Below are 16695 nucleotides of genomic sequence, written 5' to 3' on the forward strand. Positions count from 1 at the left end.
GGCAGGCATGACCAAGACCGATATCGCGAGCAGGGTTTACAATCACACCTGGAAGCTCGACCCGATCATCCGCAGTCTGATCGATACGGATTTCTACAAGCTCCTGATGCTGCAGATGATCTGGAAGCTCCATCCGGACGTGGACGCCACCTTCTCGCTGATCAACCGCACGACCAGCGTCAAGCTGGCGGAGGAGATCGAAGAGGGCGCGCTGCGCGAGCAACTCGACCATGCCCGCACGGTCGGCCTGTCGAAGAAGGAGATGATCTGGCTCGCGGGTAACACGTTTTATGGTCGCAAGCAGATTTTCGAGCCCGAATTCCTGAACTGGCTGTCCACCTACAAGCTGCCGGAATACGAGCTTTCGAAGCGCGACGGCCAGTACGAACTGACCTTCCACGGCAAGTGGATGGAAACGACGCTCTGGGAAATTCCGGCCCTTGCGATCATCAACGAGCTGCGCTCCCGCTCCGCGATGCGCTCGCTGGGCTTCTTCACGCTCGATGTGCTTTATGCGCGAGCCAAGGCCAAGATGTGGGAAAAGGTCGAGCGGCTGCAGGCCTTGCCGGGCCTGCGCATCTCCGATTTCGGCACGCGCCGCCGCCATAGTTTCCTGTGGCAGCGCTGGTGTGTCGAGGCGCTCAAGGAAGGCATCGGCCCGGCGTTTACCGGCACCAGCAACGTCCTGCTGGCGATGGACTCCGATCTCGAAGCCGTGGGGACCAACGCGCACGAGTTGCCCATGGTGGCCGCGGCACTCGCCGATACTGACGAGCAGCTGCGCGCCTCCCCTTACCAGGTCCTGAAGGACTGGAACCGGCTTTACGGCGGCAACCTGCTGATCGTTTTGCCGGATTCCTTCGGCACGGCGGCGTTCCTGCGCGATGCGCCGGACTGGGTGGCCGACTGGACCGGTTTCCGCCCCGACAGCGCGCCGCCGATCGAGGGCGGCGAAAAGATCATTGCCTGGTGGAAGAAGATGGGCCGCAACCCCAAGGAAAAACTGCTGATCTTCTCCGACGGGCTGGACGTCGATGCGATCATCGATACCTACCGGCATTTCGAGGGCCGCGTGCGCATGAGCTTCGGCTGGGGCACCAACCTGACCAACGATTTCGCCGGCTGCGCACCCCACGAGATTGCCGGCCTGATGCCGATCTCCATCGTCTGCAAGGTAAGCGAGGCGAATGGCCGTCCGGCGGTGAAACTCTCCGACAATCCGCGCAAGGCAACGGGAGATCCCGCCGAGGTCGAACGCTATCTCAAGTTTTTCGGTCAGGAAGATCGCGTCGATCAGGTTGTCCTCGTCTAGACGACCGCTCGAACGGGAACAGGCCCCGCTGGAAGTAGGCGGAGCCTGTCTGCATTGATTGCCTTAAACCGCGCTTACCGGATGACCTGCACGACGGTGTGGGTCTGCGGATCGACGATCACGCGCTGATTGTTGACCACCGTATAGGCATATTTCGGATTGCTGGGCACCGGTGTAACGACGACGCTCTGGGGGAGCGGCCTGCCGACAGCGATCGGCTGTTCGACGATCACGGAAGCGGTCGGTGCTGGCTGTTCCTCGACGTAAGTGACGACTTCGCGCGGTGGCGGATCGATCGCGGTACCGGCTACGGCGCCGACGACCCCACCCACCGCGGCGCCGACCGGACCGCCGACGATGGCGCCGGTAATAGCTCCACCGGCAGCGCCGTTGACGGTGCCCTGCTGGGCCACGGCCTGGGTCGCAAAGGAAGCGGCGAGAATGGCGCAGGACGCGAGAATGATCTTCTTCATGGGTCTTCTCCTCTTCTTTGAACTTCCGAAGGGCTAACCCACCAGTTTTTGAGTGGTTCCTGTCTACCAGTCACCTTTCGTAAGGGTCTGAAATCTTGAGCGAGCGGTACTCGAAGATACGGACGACGTTCCGCTTGCCAAACGGCTAACCGGCGACGTAACCCTGGTCACCGCCGTTCCGGCAAATCCATCGGCCGGGTGTCCGTGCCGCGGCTCGACGCCAGGGATCTAGATCAAAAAATCGATATCGGGACCCTGCTCCTATTGCCAAGCGACGATCGGAGTCTATTTGCCTCCTTCAGTCCGGGAGGATCTGCTGGTGGAATATCGTTTCCTGATCGTCGAAGACAGTTTGCTGGTCGCGATGGATATCGAGGACGCCATCCATCGAAGCGGCCATGACGTCGTCGGAATAGCACCCGACATGACGGTGGCGCTGAACTATACCCGTGACACCGATATCGCCTTCGTGGACGTGCGGCTTGCCGATGGCGAGACCGGCCCCGAGATCGCCAAGGCGCTGGCGGAATACGGCATCGTGGTGATCATGATCACCGGCAATCCGGGGCTCGTGGGCGCGGGCGTCTCCGGTGTCCTCGGCGTGATGGCAAAACCGCTGACCGACCAGGCCTCGATGGACCTCATCCAGTTCGCCGTCGATCGGAAGAACGGCCGGCCGGGCGTGCCGCCGGCGCGGCTGCGGCTCTTTCACTGAAAGCGGCCTGATTGTCCGGCAGTTTAAATAACTTCTGCGCCTGAGATGACAGGGCCGGATATCCGCGCTATGGGATCGGCCCCAGAGCGACAGCGGGTCATACATGCGTTACTTCATCACCGGGACGGCAGGCTTCATTGGTTTCCATTTGGCACGACGCCTGCTGGAGGATGGCCACGAGGTTCTAGGCTTCGACGGGATGACGCCCTACTACAGCCTGCGCCTCAAGGAAGCCCGCAATGCCGGGCTGGCGCAGTTCCCGGCCTTCCGCCCGGTCATTGGCATGCTGGAAGACAAGTCGTTGCTCGACAAGTCGGTCGAGGACTTCAAGCCGGATGTGTTGATACACCTCGCCGCCCAGGCCGGCGTGCGCTACAGCCTTGAAAACCCCAAGGCTTATCTCGATTCCAATCTCATCGGCTCCTGGAATATCCTGGAGATTGCCCGCAACTACGGCGTCGGCCATCTGATGCTCGCTTCGACGTCGTCGGTCTACGGCGCCAATCCGGACATTCCTTTCCGCGAAAGCGACCGCGCCGACGAACCCCTGACCTTTTATGCGGCGAGCAAGAAGGCCATGGAACTGATGGCGCACAGTTATGCCCATCTCTACAAGGTGCCGATTACCGCCTTCCGCTTCTTCACGGTCTATGGCCCCTGGGGCCGGCCGGACATGGCGCTCTTCAAGTTCGTCAAGGCGATCATCGAGGATCGCGAGATCGAGATCTACGGCGAAGGCAAGATGAGCCGGGACTTCACCTATATCGACGACCTGGTGAATTCGATCATCGACCTCTCCAAGGTCTATCCGGGCGAGGACAATCGCGTCGCGGGCATCGATACGCTCTCTCATCAGGCACCGTTCCGCGTCGTCAATATCGGCGGCGGACAGCCGTCGGGCCTCCTCGATTTCGTCGAGACCATCGAGCGGATCATGGGGAAATCGGCCAAGCGCAAGATGCTGCCGATGCAGAAGGGCGACGTGCCGAGAACCTTCGCCAGCCCCGATCTTCTGGTGGCGCTCACCGGCCGCAAGCCGGAAATCGGGCTTGAAGAAGGCGTCAAGGCCTTCGTCCAATGGTATCTCGACCACCGCCACGAGATCGACTGAGGCGACATGCGCTGAAGCGCCTCAGCCGCGCCCGAACTGCCTCGACGAGACTGTCATCCGGGCTTCGTGCCTCAAACAGATGGCGCGGCGATCTCGAACGGTGCTCGCGACCTCAATTCCGAGGAAACGTACCATCCGTCCCACTGCGAGAACTGCGGAAAAACGCGAAAGTAGCCGTTTCGCAGCAATAGGTCTCCGATACCCTTCTCGGTCTTGGAATTCTGCTCGACCGAAATGAGATTGACTCGTCGACGGGTAAAATCGAACGCTGACAAGATATCGAGTTCGCTACCTTCGGTATCGATGGAAATATAGTCTATCTCTCGGGGAGCGTCATATTTGTCGAGCAGATCGTTTAGGGAAATAGTCTTTACATCGAGAGCGGTTCCGCCCCTGCGGACGTCGGCGAAATGATCGCCATCGGCGAAAGAAGCAATCGTGCTGAGCTCAGGATCGACGCCGTCCGTTGCTAGGAATCTCACAACCTCTTCCGACCTGGAAGACACACATAGATGTTCAATATGTACCGTCCGGTTTCTCGCGAGTGCGGCATGCCAGATGGGATTCGGCTCCGCCAAAATTCCCCGCCAATTGAGTTCTTTCTCGAGCAGCCACGTGTTGCTGTTGATAGCTCCATTCGTGGCGCCGAACTCGACAAAGAAGCCGCCGTTCTTTTCCCCGAGCTCATAGCAAACCCAGAGATCCTGCAAAATCTGCGCCTTCGATTTCCGGCGCCTCGCAACGCAGTATGCCATGAACGATAGGTCATCGGATTGCAGCCAATCCGTTACCTCGGGGCGGTTCAACCGCACGGCGTTGAATACTATCCGTTGAAGGGAGGGTTTGTGCAGCAACGGTCCGACACTTCGTGCTGATGCAGACAAGAGGAAATTCCGGGGGCGCATGCGATACCCTTTCCACTATCGGCGGATAATCCGCCTGTTTCAGAGCTGCAGAGACGGTAACCAAACAGGCTGCCGTCAATTTCCATGAAAGCCTCAGCCGCGCCCGAACTCATCGACGATGCGGATGATGTCGTCCTCGCCGAGATAGGAACCGGTCTGCACCTCGATCATCTCAAGCATGATCTTGCCTGGATTGGCGAGCCGGTGCACTTCGCCCTGCGGGATATAGACGGACTCGTTCTCGCGCACGACGCGGGTTTCTTCGCCGATCGTCACTTCCGCCGTGCCCTTGACGCAGATCCAGTGTTCGGAGCGGTGGTGGTGCTTCTGCAGCGAGAGCTTCTTGCCGGGCGTCACGAACAGGCGCTTCACCTGGAACCGGTCGCCGTTCAGCACCGACGTATAGCCGCCCCAGGGCCGGTAGGAGGTCGGATGGGTTTCGGTCAGCGCCGCGGTCGCCTTGGCGGCGGCGAGCTGCTTGACGATCTTGCCGACATCCTGGCTGTCCTCCAGCCGACCGATATAGACGGCATCCTCGCTGGCGATGACGGCCACGCCGTCCAGCCCCTGCACGGCGAGATGGCTGGTGCGCGACATCACCAGCGAATTCTTCGTGTTGATCAGCGTCGCATTGCCGGAAGTGACGTTGCCGGCCTCGTCGCGGGCGCCGAGTTTCCAGACCGCGTCCCAGCTTCCGAGATCCGACCAGTTGAACGAGGAAGGCACGACCGCCGCATTCGAGGTCTTTTCCATCAGCGCGTAATCGATGGAGATATCCGGGCTTGCGGCAAATTCCTGCGCGTCGAGGCGGGTGAAGTCGAGATCGCTCGAAGCCTTGGCAAGCGCCGCGCGCGCGGCCGCCTCGACCTCCGGCGCGAAGGAGCTCAGTTCGCTCAACACCTGCCCGGCCTTGAACATGAAGATGCCGGAGTTCCAGGCAAAGCCGCCGGCAGACAGCATCTTCTCCGCCTCGGCCAGGATCGGCTTTTCGACGAACCGCTTGACCTTGCAGGCGCCAGCCGGCAGCGCCTCGCCGATCTCGATATAACCATAACCGGTGGCGGGCTCCGTCGGAGCAATGCCGAACGTGACGAGCTTGCCGGACAGGGCTGTCTCTTTGGCAACGCGGATCGTATCGAAATAACCGGCATCGGCGGTGATCTCGTGATCGGAGGCAAGCACCTGCAGGACGGCGTCCTCGCCGAACCGGCTTTCGACGAAGGCGGCAGCGACGGCGACTGCCGGAGCCGTGTTGCGGGCGACGGGCTCAAGCAGGATGCCGGAGAGCTTGATGCCGAGTTCGCGCGCCTGTTCGGCGACCAGGAACCGGAAGTCCTCGTTGGTGATGACGACCGGGGCTTCATAGAGCTTCTGGTCTGAAACACGCGACAGCGTCGACTGGAACAGCGTCTTGTCGCCGATGAACTGGATGAACTGTTTCGGCGCACTGGCGCGCGACAGCGGCCAGAGCCGCGTTCCCTTGCCGCCTGCCATGATGACGGGGATGATCTTGCTATTCATTCCAATATCTCCGGCAGTTATCGTCCAGTTATCGTTCAATTTTTGCAGCCCAGGCGCGGATGAGGCTCAGGCCCTCGTGCAGCAGGGACTTCGCTTCGTCCTCCGTCCCGGCCTCGACATAGCAGCGCATTTCCGGTGCGTTGCCCGATGGTCGGAAATGCACGACCCGACCATCTTCAAGTGCCACCCGCAGGCCATCGATATCGCTTTTGGCGGCGACTGTCGAAATCGGCGCGAGGAAGGCTGCAAGATTGTCGTCGGATTGCCTGAGATGCGCCATCAGCGCAGCGCTCGTTTCCACGGGAAAATTCTCCAGCCGGTCGGCTGCGGCAAACGGCAGCCGGAAGGCGGCGGCAACCTGGGACAGGGGTTTCTTTTCGCGGGCGGCGAGCACAAGCGTCGCCAGCACCGGCAGAAAACTGTCGCGGGTCGGCAGCGGTAAGAGCGTGCCCGAGCCGGTATCGAAAGGCGAGGCGGTCAGAAGCCCGCCGTTTGCCTCGAACCCCATGACGCCCGTTCTCCCGGCTTCGACTGCTGTGAGCATACCAGCGATCACGAAAGGCGATCCGACCTTGGTGCGGACAACCTCGAGCCCCCCGGCCGCCTCAATGCCCGAATTGGAGGTGACCGGCGTCACGACGACGCGTGCTCCGAGGAATTTCGCCGCGATAAGGCCTAGAAGGTCGCCGCGCAACGGCTCGCCGGTTTCGTCGGAAACCAGCGGCCGGTCGCCGTCGCCGTCCGCGGAGACGATCGCATCGAGCCCGTGTTCGCGCGCCCAGCCCTTGAGAAGCTCGATCGTCTCAGTCGAGACCGCTTCCGTATCGACCGGAATGAAATCCTCGGAGCGGCCGAGCGGCACGGCGTTTGCGCCGTAGCCTTCAAGAACCCGCACCATGAGATCGCGGGCGACCGTAGAATGCTGGTAGACGCCGACCCTGAGGCCAGCGAGCGCGCCTTCCGGCAGCATTGCCGCGTTGCGGGCGAGGAACAGCGCCTCGGCTTCGGCCGAATGATCCGGCGCTTCGCCCGGCGTCGTGTCGATCTGGCTTCTGTCCAGTTCGGCGGCGACCGCCGTGATCCGGATCTCGTCCTGTTTGTCGATCTCCCCGTCTGGTCGGTAGAACTTGATGCCGTTGCGATCCGCCGGGATGTGCGAACCGGTGATCATCAACGAAGCGGCATTGAGTTGAATGCCGTAGAGCGCCAGCGCCGGCGTCGGCACGGCCCCGCAGTCGATCGGCGAAAGGCCGGCACGTCTGAGTGCGCCGATGCAGGTGGCGGCAATACCGGGGCTCGACGGACGGAAATCGCGGCCGACCAGCACGGCGTCACCGGGCCGGGCAGCGCCCGTTTCCAAGAGATGCCGGGCAAAGGCCTGGGTGTAGAGCGATGAGGCCCGCCCCTCCAGGTCAGTCACAAGGCCGCGAAGACCGCTCGTTCCGAATTTCATGCCATACCCATCAGCAGATTCCTGCACTGTTCGTCCTAGTTCATTTCCTATGAAAATAAAGTCGAAACTGGCAAGACCCCAAATCGGTGGTCCTCAAGGCCGAAGGGCCACGTTTCCGCAAAGCGTGGCGGGCCGCACGGAATGGTGTTATCCTTTCTGCGTAATCGGGCTTGTCCGGATGGCCGGGCCTTGTTTCTTGAGTTCGGCTGCTTCGGGTTCGAAGTTTGGGAGAGCCGTGATGGGAGCGAATATCCTAAAGAGCGTCGCCTTCGTGGTGCCGATCGCCGGCCTTGCGGTTCTCATGGCCATGGGCGAGCCGACCGAAGACGAAACGTGCCCGGGAAACATCGCGTTCGAGAAGTCCCGCCAGCTCGTCGAAGAGCGTCCCGAAATCGTCGATGTCGCCTGGGGCGACCTCCGCTGGATCGACGATTGCCGATTTCTGATGGCCGGTTCTGCCGACATCAACACTGACAAGGGCCTGGACCGCAGGGATTTCGAACTCGTGGTCGCTTTCGATCGGCAATTGAGCCGCTGGCGGCAGGTCAGCTTTTCGATCTCCCAATAACGCCCAGCCTCGGCCGCGAGCCAGTCGACCCCGCCAGCCATGTCGGGGTCTCGCCATCGGGATCGATTTATCTGCAGACGCGTGTCGTCTTGGTGACCCACCGCCCGTGATGGCGGTACTCGACGCTCCGGACCCTGCAGTGCGGTCGGTAGTGGTGCCTGGAATATTGCCGGTAGTAAGGGCGATGGTAGCGATGGTACCCCGGCCGATAGTGGTGTCCGGCCGGCCGATATCCTCGATCGCCGATCGTTATGCTGAAACTGTCGGCGAGGGTCGGGGCCGCGGTGGTGGTGAGACATCCAAGCCCGATGATGCAGGCGGCAATGAACTTTTTCATCTTCTCCTCCTTCGGATTGGCCGCTGGACTGGCGGTTTCCGTGAGGGTAGGCCGCGGAAAATGAACGAACGCTGACAGATGCGTTCATGTCCGGTCAGAGTTGCCGGCCGCGGCCGCTGTCCGGCCCAGATGCTCCCCCTCCCCCCGAGGCCGTCTCGGATCATGGAGCAGTGATGTCGAGTCGCCGGCAGTCCTCAGGACGGTCGATGCTCGACCACGTCGGAAATCGGCGAACGTCGCGGTGAACGCCAGCGATCACCGCGGTCTCACGAACACGATCCCGGCGAAACGCAGGCCAATCGAGGGCATCTGCCGCGGCCGGAAAATATGCAGAAGAAACAGCTATTTTAAAAAGCCAATGGCGGACAAGGTGGGATTCGAACCCACGGTACGCTTTCACGCACACACGCGTTCCAGGCGTGCGCCTTAAACCACTCGGCCACCTGTCCTTGGTTGCTTTGCGTCGTCTGAGAAGCAAAACGTTGGAACGGCCGCGATATATACCGATCAATTCCCCGGGATCAACCCGAATCTGAACGTTTTTTGACAGTGGGCGGGAAAACCCGTCTGGCTGCGTTGCCAAGCCTTCGCGCGGGGACTATTTCTTCCCGCCAGAAACGCTGTCGCGCTGCAGGCGGCGCGACCGTGATCAACGACGCGGGCTTGTTCGGGATGGCAGTCATACGGTTCGTTTTCCATCTGCTCAGCGGGCTTGCATTGGTTGCCGCGATCGTTGCCGGCACGCTGGATTCGATCCAGTCCGTGTCGGCTTCGTCCATGGTGCTGACCAGCCTTGGTAACGCCTGGCTCAACCTCGATCCGGAAAGCCTGACGCTCGCGGAATTCGTGGTGAGCACATATGTCAGTCAGGATATCTGGCGGCCCTTCGTCACACCGGTGCTGGCGCAGCCGGCATTCGTGGTGTTTCTGGCGATCGCGCTGATCTTCTGGATGGCCGGATATAGCAGGCCGCATTTCGCCGGGCGGTTTTCCGCCTGAAGCCAGGCTGATCCCGCAGCCCTCTGAGATCTCGCCGAAAACTGTTGCCTGTAGCGTCGTAAGTGGTGCCGAGCCGCAATCATGGACTGTATGTTGGTTGCCCGCGATCCCCCTTGGCTCACCCGCGGGACCGCGCCTCAAGCCGTCCGTTTGTGCAGTTTTTCCAGAACATTGGCGAAGTTTTCAGCAGGCCGGTTGTTTTTTACCAGTTGAAAAAAATCTCGTGAATTTTTCGCAAACCCGTGCAAGAGTGCCCGAAGCCAGACCCTTCACAGAAAGGGCAGGTGGCCGCAGACATCACCGGGGAACGGGGATTGCGGGAGGACCTAACAGCTAAAAAACAGGGCTGCACGATGAAGAAAACCCTTTTGAGCCTCATTGCCATGGCTGCCATGTCGGCGACCGCGCTTGCTGCGGATATCAAGCCGGCGCTGGTCTATGGCACGGGCGGCAAGTTCGACAAATCCTTCAACGAGGCGGCCGCCAATGGCGCCGAAAAGTTCAAGAAGGAAACGGGGATCGAATTCCGGGATTTCGAGCCGACCAACGACACCCAGGGCGAGCAGGCGATCCGCAACTTCGCGAGCCGCGGTTTCAATCCCGTGGTCGCCGTATCGTTCGCCTGGACCTCGGCCATGGAAAAGGTCGCCGCTGAATTCCCGGACACCAAGTTCGTGATCGTTGATTCGGTCGTCAAGCTGAAGAACGTCCGCTCTGTCCTCTATAAGGAAGAAGAAGGCTCCTACCTCGTCGGCCTTCTCGCCGGCATGGCGTCGAAGACCGGCAAGGTCGGTTTCGTCGGCGGTATGGACATCCCGCTGATCCGCAAGTTCGCCTGCGGTTACGTTCAGGGCGTCAAGGCGGCCAAGCCCGATGCGCAGGTCTTCCAGAACATGACCGGCACGACCGGTGCTGCTTGGAACGACCCCGTCCGCGGTGGCGAGCTTACCAAGAACCAGATCGACCAGGGTGCTGACATCGTTTACGCGGCTGCCGGTGCGACCGGCCTCGGCGTGCTGCAGACTGCCGCCGACAACAAGAAGCTGTCGATCGGCGTCGATTCGAACCAGAACCACCTGCATCCGGGTTCGGTCCTGACCTCGATGGTCAAGCGCGTCGATCTTGCCGTCTACAATGCCTTCAAGGACACCAAGGAAGACAAGTTCACGGCCGGCATCCTGGCGCTCGGCGTCAAGGAAGATGGCGTCGCCTACGCGCTCGACGACAACAACAAGGCACTGATCACGCCTGAAATGAAGACTGCTGTCGAAAAGGCCAAGGCCGACATCATCGCCGGTACCGTCAAGGTGCATGACTACATGTCGAACAACGCCTGCAACAAGTAAGGCGGGTTTAGAGGGGGCGCAGGGCGATGATGATCGCCATGCGCCCTTTTTGCATATCAGGCGGAAGGGCGGACCATTGAGCCTCGATTCTCCGAAGGATCCCGCGATCGAGCTTGTCGGCATCGACAAGAAGTTCGGCACGGTACACGCGAACAAGAACATCAATCTGACGGTCGCCAAAGGCTCGATCCACGGTATCATCGGGGAGAACGGCGCCGGCAAATCGACCCTGATGTCGATCCTCTATGGCTTCTACCAGGCCGACCATGGGGAGATCCGCATTTCCGGAAAGCCGGTGACGATCCGGGATAGCCAGGCGGCCATCGCCGCTGGCATCGGCATGGTGCACCAGCATTTCATGCTGGTCGAGAATTTCACCGTGCTGGAAAACGTCATGCTCGGGGCCGAAGGCGGCCAGCTGCTGGCCAAGGGCGTCGCGAGCGCCCGCAAGGAACTGAAGCGGCTGGAGGACGACTACGGCCTCGAGGTCGATCCGGATGCGGTCATCGAGGAACTGCCGGTCGGCAGCCAGCAGCGCGTCGAGATTTTGAAGGCGCTTTATCGCGGTGCCGACATCCTCATCCTCGATGAGCCGACCGGCGTGCTGACGCCGCCGGAAGCGGACCACCTCTTCAAGGTCCTGCGCGTGCTGCGCGATCAGGGCAAGACGATCATCCTCATCACCCACAAGCTGCGCGAGATCATGGCGATCACCGACACGGTGTCGGTCATGCGCCGCGGCGAAATGGTCGCGACCCGCAAGACCGCCGAAACGACCGTCGAGGAGCTTGCCGAACTCATGGTCGGCCGCCGCGTCCTGCTGCGCGTCGAAAAGGGTGCCGCCCATCCGGGCGCCGTCCTGATGTCGGTCAGGAACCTGACGGTCAAGGACAGCCGCGGCGTCACCATGGTCGATGATGTCTCCTTCGATGTCCGCGCCGGCGAGATCGTCGGTATCGCGGGCGTTGCCGGCAACGGCCAGTCGGAGCTTCTCGAAGCGATCGCCGGCATCCGCAAGCCATCGTCCGGCGAAATCCTTATCCACGGCAAGCCTGTCGCGGGGGTCGATCCGGCGGGCCTGCGCGATCTCGGGCTGGCGCATATCCCCGAAGACCGCCACCACATGGGCCTGGTCCTGAAATTCGAGGAATACGAGAACTCGGTCCTCGGCTATCACCGGGATGCGAAATACGGCCGGGGGCCGCTCCTGGACCTCGATGCGATGCGCAAGGATGCCGAGGAAAAGATCGCGAAATACGATATCCGCCCGCCGAACCCGCGGTTGCGGACGGCCAATTTTTCCGGCGGCAACCAACAGAAGATCGTCGTGGCCCGCGAAATCGAGCGCGATCCGAAAATGCTGATCATCGGTCAGCCGACCCGCGGCGTCGATATTGGTGCGATCGAATTCATCCACAAGCGGATCATCGAGATGCGCGATGCCGGCAAGGCGGTACTGTTGGTCTCGGTGGAGCTCGACGAGATCCGTTCGCTCTCCGACCGCATCCTGGTGATGTTTGCCGGCAAGATCGTCGGCGAAAAGTCGAGCGAGGCGGGCGAGCAGACGCTGGGCCTGATGATGGCCGGGATCGCCGCATGACGCCCGGACCAATGACGCTTTCAGCAATGACCCATCCGGAGCATGGAATGATTGAACTTTCGGCGGCGGCACGGCGGACGAGGGCAGGGGCATGAGCACCGCATCCGTTCCGCTTCCCGCCTGGATCAATTACGGCCTCATTCCGCTGCTCAACCTCATCCTGGCGTTCTTTTTTTCCGGCCTGGTCGTCTGGGCGATCGGCGAAAGCCCGTTCGAGGCGCTGCAATTGCTGCTGGTCGGCGCGCTCGGCCGTGGCGAGGGCATCGGTTTCACGCTGTTCTACACGACGAGCTTCATCTTCACCGGTCTTTCGGTGGCGGTCGCGATCCATGCCGGCCTGTTCAACATCGGTTCGGAAGGCCAGGCCTATCTCGGCGGTCTTGGCGCGGCGCTCGTGGCGCTCGCCATGGACAGTTATGTGCCCTGGTATGTGACCATGCCGTTCGCTGTCATCGGCGCCGCGCTGTTCGGCGCGGCCTGTGCCGCCATTCCCGCCTGGCTGCAGGCCAAGCGCGGCAGCCATATCGTCATCACCACCATCATGTTCAATTTCATCGTCTCGTCGCTGATGAACTACGTGCTGGTGCGCCTGCTGATCGTGCCGGGCAAGATGGCGCCGGAAACACGCACCTTCCTGCCCGGGGGCCAGCTCCCGAAGCTCGACTGGCTGATCGCCATGTTCGGCGGCAAGATCGGCGCAGCCCCGTTCAACTTCTCCTTCCTGATTGCATTGGTCATGTGCTTCCTGGTCTGGGTACTGATCTGGCGCACGAAGCTCGGGTATGAAATGCGCACGCTCGGCATCAGCCCGACGGCCGCCAGTTACGCCGGCATCCGCTATTCCAGGATCGTCATGATCACCATGCTGATCTCCGGCGGCCTTGCCGGCATGATGGCGCTGAACCCGGTGATGGGCGCCTCCGCCCGCCTGCAGATCGAATTCGTCGGCGGCGCCGGTTTCGTCGGCATCGCCGTCTCGCTGATGGGCCGCAATCACCCGGCCGGCATCATCCTGGCAGCGCTGCTGTTCGGCATTCTCTATCAGGGCGGTGCCGAACTCTCCTTCGACATGCCGGGCATCACGCGCGACATGATCGTCGTCATCCAGGGCATGGTGATCCTGTTCGCCGGTGCATTGGAATACATGCTGCGCCCGTCCATCGTCCGGCTCTACCAGCAGCTCACCGGGAAGTAGGCTCATGGATTATTTCGATATTTTCATCAGCATTCTCGGATCGGCGGTTCGTCTTTCGATCCCGCTTCTGTTCACGGCGCTCGCCGGCCTCTTTTCGGAACGCGCCGGCATTTTCGATATCGGCCTGGAAGGCAAGATGCTGGCGTCGGCTTTCGCAGCGGCTTGCGTTGCCTATTGGACCGGCAATGCCTGGTTCGGCCTGCTCGGCGGCATCGGCGTGTCGATCGTGTTTTCGTTCGTGCACGGCTTTGCCTCGATCACCAATCGCGGCAACCAGATCGTCTCCGGCGTGGCGCTGAATTTCGTGGCTGCCGGTCTGACGATCGTGCTGGGCCAGGCCTGGTTCAGGCAGGGCGGACGCACCGGCCAGGTGCCGCCCGAGGGACGGTTCTCGTCCATCGTCCTGCCGGGCGCCGACATGATGCGCGACGTACCGATCATCGGCCCGCTATATGCCAACGTGATCTCCGGCAACAACATCCTCACCTACATCGCCTTCCTGATGGTGCCGATCTCCTGGTGGGTTCTCTATCGCACTCGCTTTGGGTTGCGCCTGCGCGCCGTGGGTGAAAATCCGGGTGCGGTGGATACCGCCGGCATTTCGGTTGCCTGGATGCGCTATCGCTCGCTGATCGTCGCCGGGTTCCTCTGCGGTTTCGCAGGCACCTATCTGTCGATCGCCCAATCGGCCGCCTTCATCAACAACATGTCGGCCGGCAAGGGTTATATCGCGCTCGCGGCGCTGATCTTCGCCAAGTGGAAGCCGGTGCCGGTCATGCTTGCCTGCCTTCTCTTCGGTTTCCTCGATGCGTTTGCCAATTTCATGCAGGGCAAGTCGCTGCCGCTGATCGGCGAAGTACCGGTACAGATCTTCCAGGCGCTGCCCTATATCCTCACCTGCGTATTGCTGGCCGGTTTCATCGGCACCGCTCGTCCGCCCAAGGCCGGCGGCGTGCCCTATACCAAGGAGCGCTGATAAGATGTCCCACGACCTTTTCGAAGCCGCCCGTGGCGCGATGGCCAAGGCCCATGCCCCCTATTCGAAGTTCCCGGTAGGTGTGGCGCTCCGTGCCGATGACGGCAAGGTCTATCTCGGCGCCAATATCGAGAACATCTCCTTTCCTCAAGGGTGGTGCGCCGAGCCGACGGCGATCGGCGCAATGATCATGGGCGGGGGAAAGAAGATCGTCGAGTTGGCGGTGATCGCCGAAAAGCTGGCGCTGTGCTCGCCCTGCGGCGGCTGCCGGCAGAAGATTGCCGAGTTCGCCTCCGCCGGTACACGTATCTATCTCTGCGACGATCTCGGCGTGCAGAAAACCGTCACCATGGCGGAACTCCTGCCATTTGCGTTCGAAACCGATGCGATCGGCTGAGGCGGTGGACATGAGGCAAGTCATCGATCTGCTCGTCGATCGCCTGAACGGCCTGGTGCCGCGCCACGCGGTCGTGCTCGGCTCCGGCCTCGGTTCGCTGGTGAACGAGGTGACGGAGGCTGTCCGCATACCTTACGGTGCGCTCGAGGGTTTCCCGGTGAGCGGCGTCACCGGGCATGCGGGCGAAATCGTCGCCGGTTATCTCGGAGCCGAGCCGGTTATCATGCTTTCCGGACGCGCTCACTATTACGAGCGCGGCGATGCCAAGGTGATGCGCCTTCCGATCGAGGTGATGAAAGGCCTCGGCGTCCAGTCGCTGATCCTGACGAACTCGGCAGGCTCCCTCAGGGAAGATATGCCACCGGGCTCGGTGATGCAGATTTCCGACCACATCAACTATTCCGGCATGAACCCGCTGATCGGCGAAGAAGGCGACGGGCGTTTCGTCGGCATGACCACCGCTTATGATGCAGACCTGGCACTCGACATGCGCAACGCGGCGATCCGTTGCGGCATCCCGCTGTTCTCAGGCGTCTACATGTGGTTCTCCGGACCGAGCTTTGAGACACCGGCGGAAATCCGCATGGCACGCACGCTTGGCGCCGACGCGGTCGGCATGTCGACGGTGCCGGAAGTCATCCTCGCACGCTATTTCGGGCTCAAGGTCGCGGCCGCATCGGTCATCACAAATTTCGGCGCAGGCATGACCGGTGCAGAGCTCAGTCACGCGGAAACCAAGGACATGGCACCCGTCGGCGGGCAGCGACTGGCGGCTATTCTGAAAGAAATGTTGGCCTGATTACACGATGTATTTCAATCGGATACGTCCCGTGCGGCCACGCGTTCCGCCGGTGCGGCTTGCATCTAATCGTTTGAACGGTAAATATGATCGGGCGCATGGCCCAGACGTCGAACAGACTTTGATCGGACCTGCGTCGCCTTTGAATTTACTGCGTCCCTGATGCGGCCAACGGTCGCCCGGCGCAGTAACCAAGCCGGGGAGGCACTCGACATGGAACTCCTGAGCCCGCGTGAGGCGGCAGCCTTAGCGCTATCGCTTCTCGACCTGACGAACCTGCGCGACGATTGCGATAATGCCGCGATCGAAAAACTGTGCCTGCGCGCCCAGACGCCTTACGGCAACACGGCGGCGATCTGCATCTGGCCGCGTTTCGTCGCCCATGCCCGCCAGATATTAGGCCCCGAACATCCGATCCGTATCGCGACGGTCGTGAACTTTCCGTCCGGCGATCTGGCCGTCGCGACCGTGATCGAAGAGACGCGGCAGGCGATCGACGATGGCGCCGATGAGATCGACATGGTCATTCCCTATCGCAAGCTGCTCGCAGGCGACGAGGCGGCGGTGACCGAAATGGTCGAGGCCGTCCGCGCTGCCTGCCCCGATGCGTGCCTGAAGGTGATCCTGGAGACGGGCGAGATCAAGGACAGCGCCGTCATCCGCCGTGCCTCCGAACTTGCGATCGCTGCCGGCGCTGATTTTATCAAGACTTCGACCGGCAAGGTCGCGGTCAACGCGACTCTCGAAGCCGCCGACATCATGCTGCAGGCGATCCGGGATTCCAAGAAGCGGGTCGGCTTCAAGCCCGCCGGTGGGATATCGACCGTTGCAGACGCCGATCTCTACTTCCGGCTTGCCGAAACGATCATGGCTCCGAACTGGATCATGCCCTCCACCTTCCGTTTTGGCGCATCGGGCCTGCTCGATGATATTCTCGGCGTGTTGAGCGGCGGCACCACCGTCCGTGCTTCGAGCGGTTACTGACGCG

17 protein-coding genes and 1 tRNA gene are annotated in these 16695 nt (G+C 61.5%); 12 read left to right on the plus strand and 6 right to left on the minus strand.

Annotated elements, in window-relative coordinates:
- Positions 1 to 7 precede the first annotated feature (7 nt).
- Positions 8 to 1312: a nicotinate phosphoribosyltransferase gene (pncB, locus tag ABCW43_RS23800; RefSeq protein ID WP_345929056.1), complete on the plus strand. Its 1305-nt coding sequence runs from the start codon at positions 8 to 10 to the stop codon at positions 1310 to 1312.
- A gap of 74 nt (positions 1313 to 1386) precedes the next feature.
- On the opposite strand, the gene ABCW43_RS23805 is transcribed toward pncB, so the two are convergent.
- Positions 1387 to 1785, minus strand: coding sequence for a DUF1236 domain-containing protein (locus tag ABCW43_RS23805; RefSeq protein WP_345929058.1), 399 nt, complete (start codon positions 1783 to 1785; stop codon positions 1387 to 1389).
- A 319-nt stretch (positions 1786 to 2104) separates the two neighbouring features.
- On the opposite strand from ABCW43_RS23805, the gene ABCW43_RS23810 reads away from it, so the two are divergent.
- Positions 2105 to 2500: a response regulator gene (locus ABCW43_RS23810; RefSeq protein WP_345929060.1), complete on the plus strand. Its 396-nt coding sequence runs from the start codon at positions 2105 to 2107 to the stop codon at positions 2498 to 2500.
- A 103-nt stretch (positions 2501 to 2603) separates the two neighbouring features.
- Positions 2604 to 3611, plus strand: coding sequence for an NAD-dependent epimerase/dehydratase family protein (locus ABCW43_RS23815; RefSeq protein ID WP_345929062.1), 1008 nt, complete (start codon positions 2604 to 2606; stop codon positions 3609 to 3611).
- Between the two features lie 71 nt (positions 3612 to 3682).
- Here the strand turns inward: ABCW43_RS23815 and ABCW43_RS23820 are convergent, their stop codons facing one another.
- The 3 genes from ABCW43_RS23820 to ABCW43_RS23830 all read right to left on the minus strand — a co-directional run bounded on the left by ABCW43_RS23820 (position 3683) and on the right by ABCW43_RS23830 (position 7490).
- Positions 3683 to 4495 carry an FkbM family methyltransferase gene (locus ABCW43_RS23820; protein WP_345929064.1) on the minus strand — a complete coding sequence of 271 codons (813 nt, stop codon included), beginning with the start codon at positions 4493 to 4495 and terminating at the stop codon, positions 3683 to 3685.
- 114 nt (positions 4496 to 4609) lie between these two features.
- Positions 4610 to 6037: a mannose-1-phosphate guanylyltransferase/mannose-6-phosphate isomerase gene (locus tag ABCW43_RS23825; RefSeq protein ID WP_345929066.1), complete on the minus strand. Its 1428-nt coding sequence runs from the start codon at positions 6035 to 6037 to the stop codon at positions 4610 to 4612.
- Positions 6038 to 6065: 28 nt separating this feature from the next.
- Positions 6066 to 7490 carry a phosphomannomutase gene (locus ABCW43_RS23830; RefSeq protein ID WP_345929068.1) on the minus strand — a complete coding sequence of 475 codons (1425 nt, stop codon included), beginning with the start codon at positions 7488 to 7490 and terminating at the stop codon, positions 6066 to 6068.
- 238 nt (positions 7491 to 7728) lie between these two features.
- On the opposite strand from ABCW43_RS23830, the gene ABCW43_RS23835 reads away from it, so the two are divergent.
- Entirely contained in the window at positions 7729 to 8058 is a 330-nt protein-coding gene (locus tag ABCW43_RS23835; RefSeq protein ID WP_345929070.1) for a hypothetical protein, read from the plus strand.
- 67 nt (positions 8059 to 8125) lie between these two features.
- Here the strand turns inward: ABCW43_RS23835 and ABCW43_RS23840 are convergent, their stop codons facing one another.
- Both ABCW43_RS23840 and ABCW43_RS23845 read right to left on the minus strand, forming a co-directional pair.
- The gene (locus ABCW43_RS23840; protein ID WP_345929072.1) at positions 8126 to 8395 is read right to left on the minus strand and encodes a hypothetical protein; all 270 of its coding nucleotides are present in this window, start codon (positions 8393 to 8395) and stop codon (positions 8126 to 8128) included.
- Between the two features lie 359 nt (positions 8396 to 8754).
- Positions 8755 to 8844: transfer RNA gene (locus ABCW43_RS23845), tRNA-Ser, on the minus strand.
- Positions 8845 to 9040: 196 nt separating this feature from the next.
- Here ABCW43_RS23845 and ABCW43_RS23850 point away from each other — a divergent pair.
- From ABCW43_RS23850 to deoC, 8 genes are all read left to right on the plus strand, one after another.
- Positions 9041 to 9394 carry a hypothetical protein gene (locus ABCW43_RS23850; RefSeq protein ID WP_345929073.1) on the plus strand — a complete coding sequence of 118 codons (354 nt, stop codon included), beginning with the start codon at positions 9041 to 9043 and terminating at the stop codon, positions 9392 to 9394.
- A 353-nt stretch (positions 9395 to 9747) separates the two neighbouring features.
- On the plus strand, positions 9748 to 10740 hold the full coding sequence (locus ABCW43_RS23855) for a BMP family lipoprotein (RefSeq protein WP_345929075.1): 993 nt from the start codon (positions 9748 to 9750) through the stop codon (positions 10738 to 10740).
- A 76-nt stretch (positions 10741 to 10816) separates the two neighbouring features.
- The gene (locus ABCW43_RS23860) at positions 10817 to 12340 is read left to right on the plus strand and encodes an ABC transporter ATP-binding protein (RefSeq protein ID WP_345929077.1); all 1524 of its coding nucleotides are present in this window, start codon (positions 10817 to 10819) and stop codon (positions 12338 to 12340) included.
- A gap of 91 nt (positions 12341 to 12431) precedes the next feature.
- Entirely contained in the window at positions 12432 to 13535 is a 1104-nt protein-coding gene (locus ABCW43_RS23865; RefSeq protein ID WP_345929079.1) for an ABC transporter permease, read from the plus strand.
- A 4-nt stretch (positions 13536 to 13539) separates the two neighbouring features.
- Positions 13540 to 14511, plus strand: a complete 972-nt coding sequence (locus ABCW43_RS23870) for an ABC transporter permease (RefSeq protein WP_046638057.1) — start codon at positions 13540 to 13542, stop codon at positions 14509 to 14511.
- Between the two features lie 4 nt (positions 14512 to 14515).
- On the plus strand, positions 14516 to 14908 hold the full coding sequence (locus ABCW43_RS23875) for a cytidine deaminase (RefSeq protein WP_345929083.1): 393 nt from the start codon (positions 14516 to 14518) through the stop codon (positions 14906 to 14908).
- A 10-nt stretch (positions 14909 to 14918) separates the two neighbouring features.
- Positions 14919 to 15707 carry a purine-nucleoside phosphorylase gene (locus tag ABCW43_RS23880; protein WP_345929085.1) on the plus strand — a complete coding sequence of 263 codons (789 nt, stop codon included), beginning with the start codon at positions 14919 to 14921 and terminating at the stop codon, positions 15705 to 15707.
- Positions 15708 to 15920: 213 nt separating this feature from the next.
- Complete coding sequence (deoC, locus tag ABCW43_RS23885) at positions 15921 to 16691, plus strand: deoxyribose-phosphate aldolase (RefSeq protein ID WP_345929087.1); 771 nt, start codon at positions 15921 to 15923, stop codon at positions 16689 to 16691.
- Positions 16692 to 16695 lie beyond the last annotated feature (4 nt).

The sequence above is a fragment of the Neorhizobium tunisiense genome (assembly GCF_039631515.1).
In the GTDB taxonomy this organism is placed as follows: domain Bacteria; phylum Pseudomonadota; class Alphaproteobacteria; order Rhizobiales; family Rhizobiaceae; genus Neorhizobium.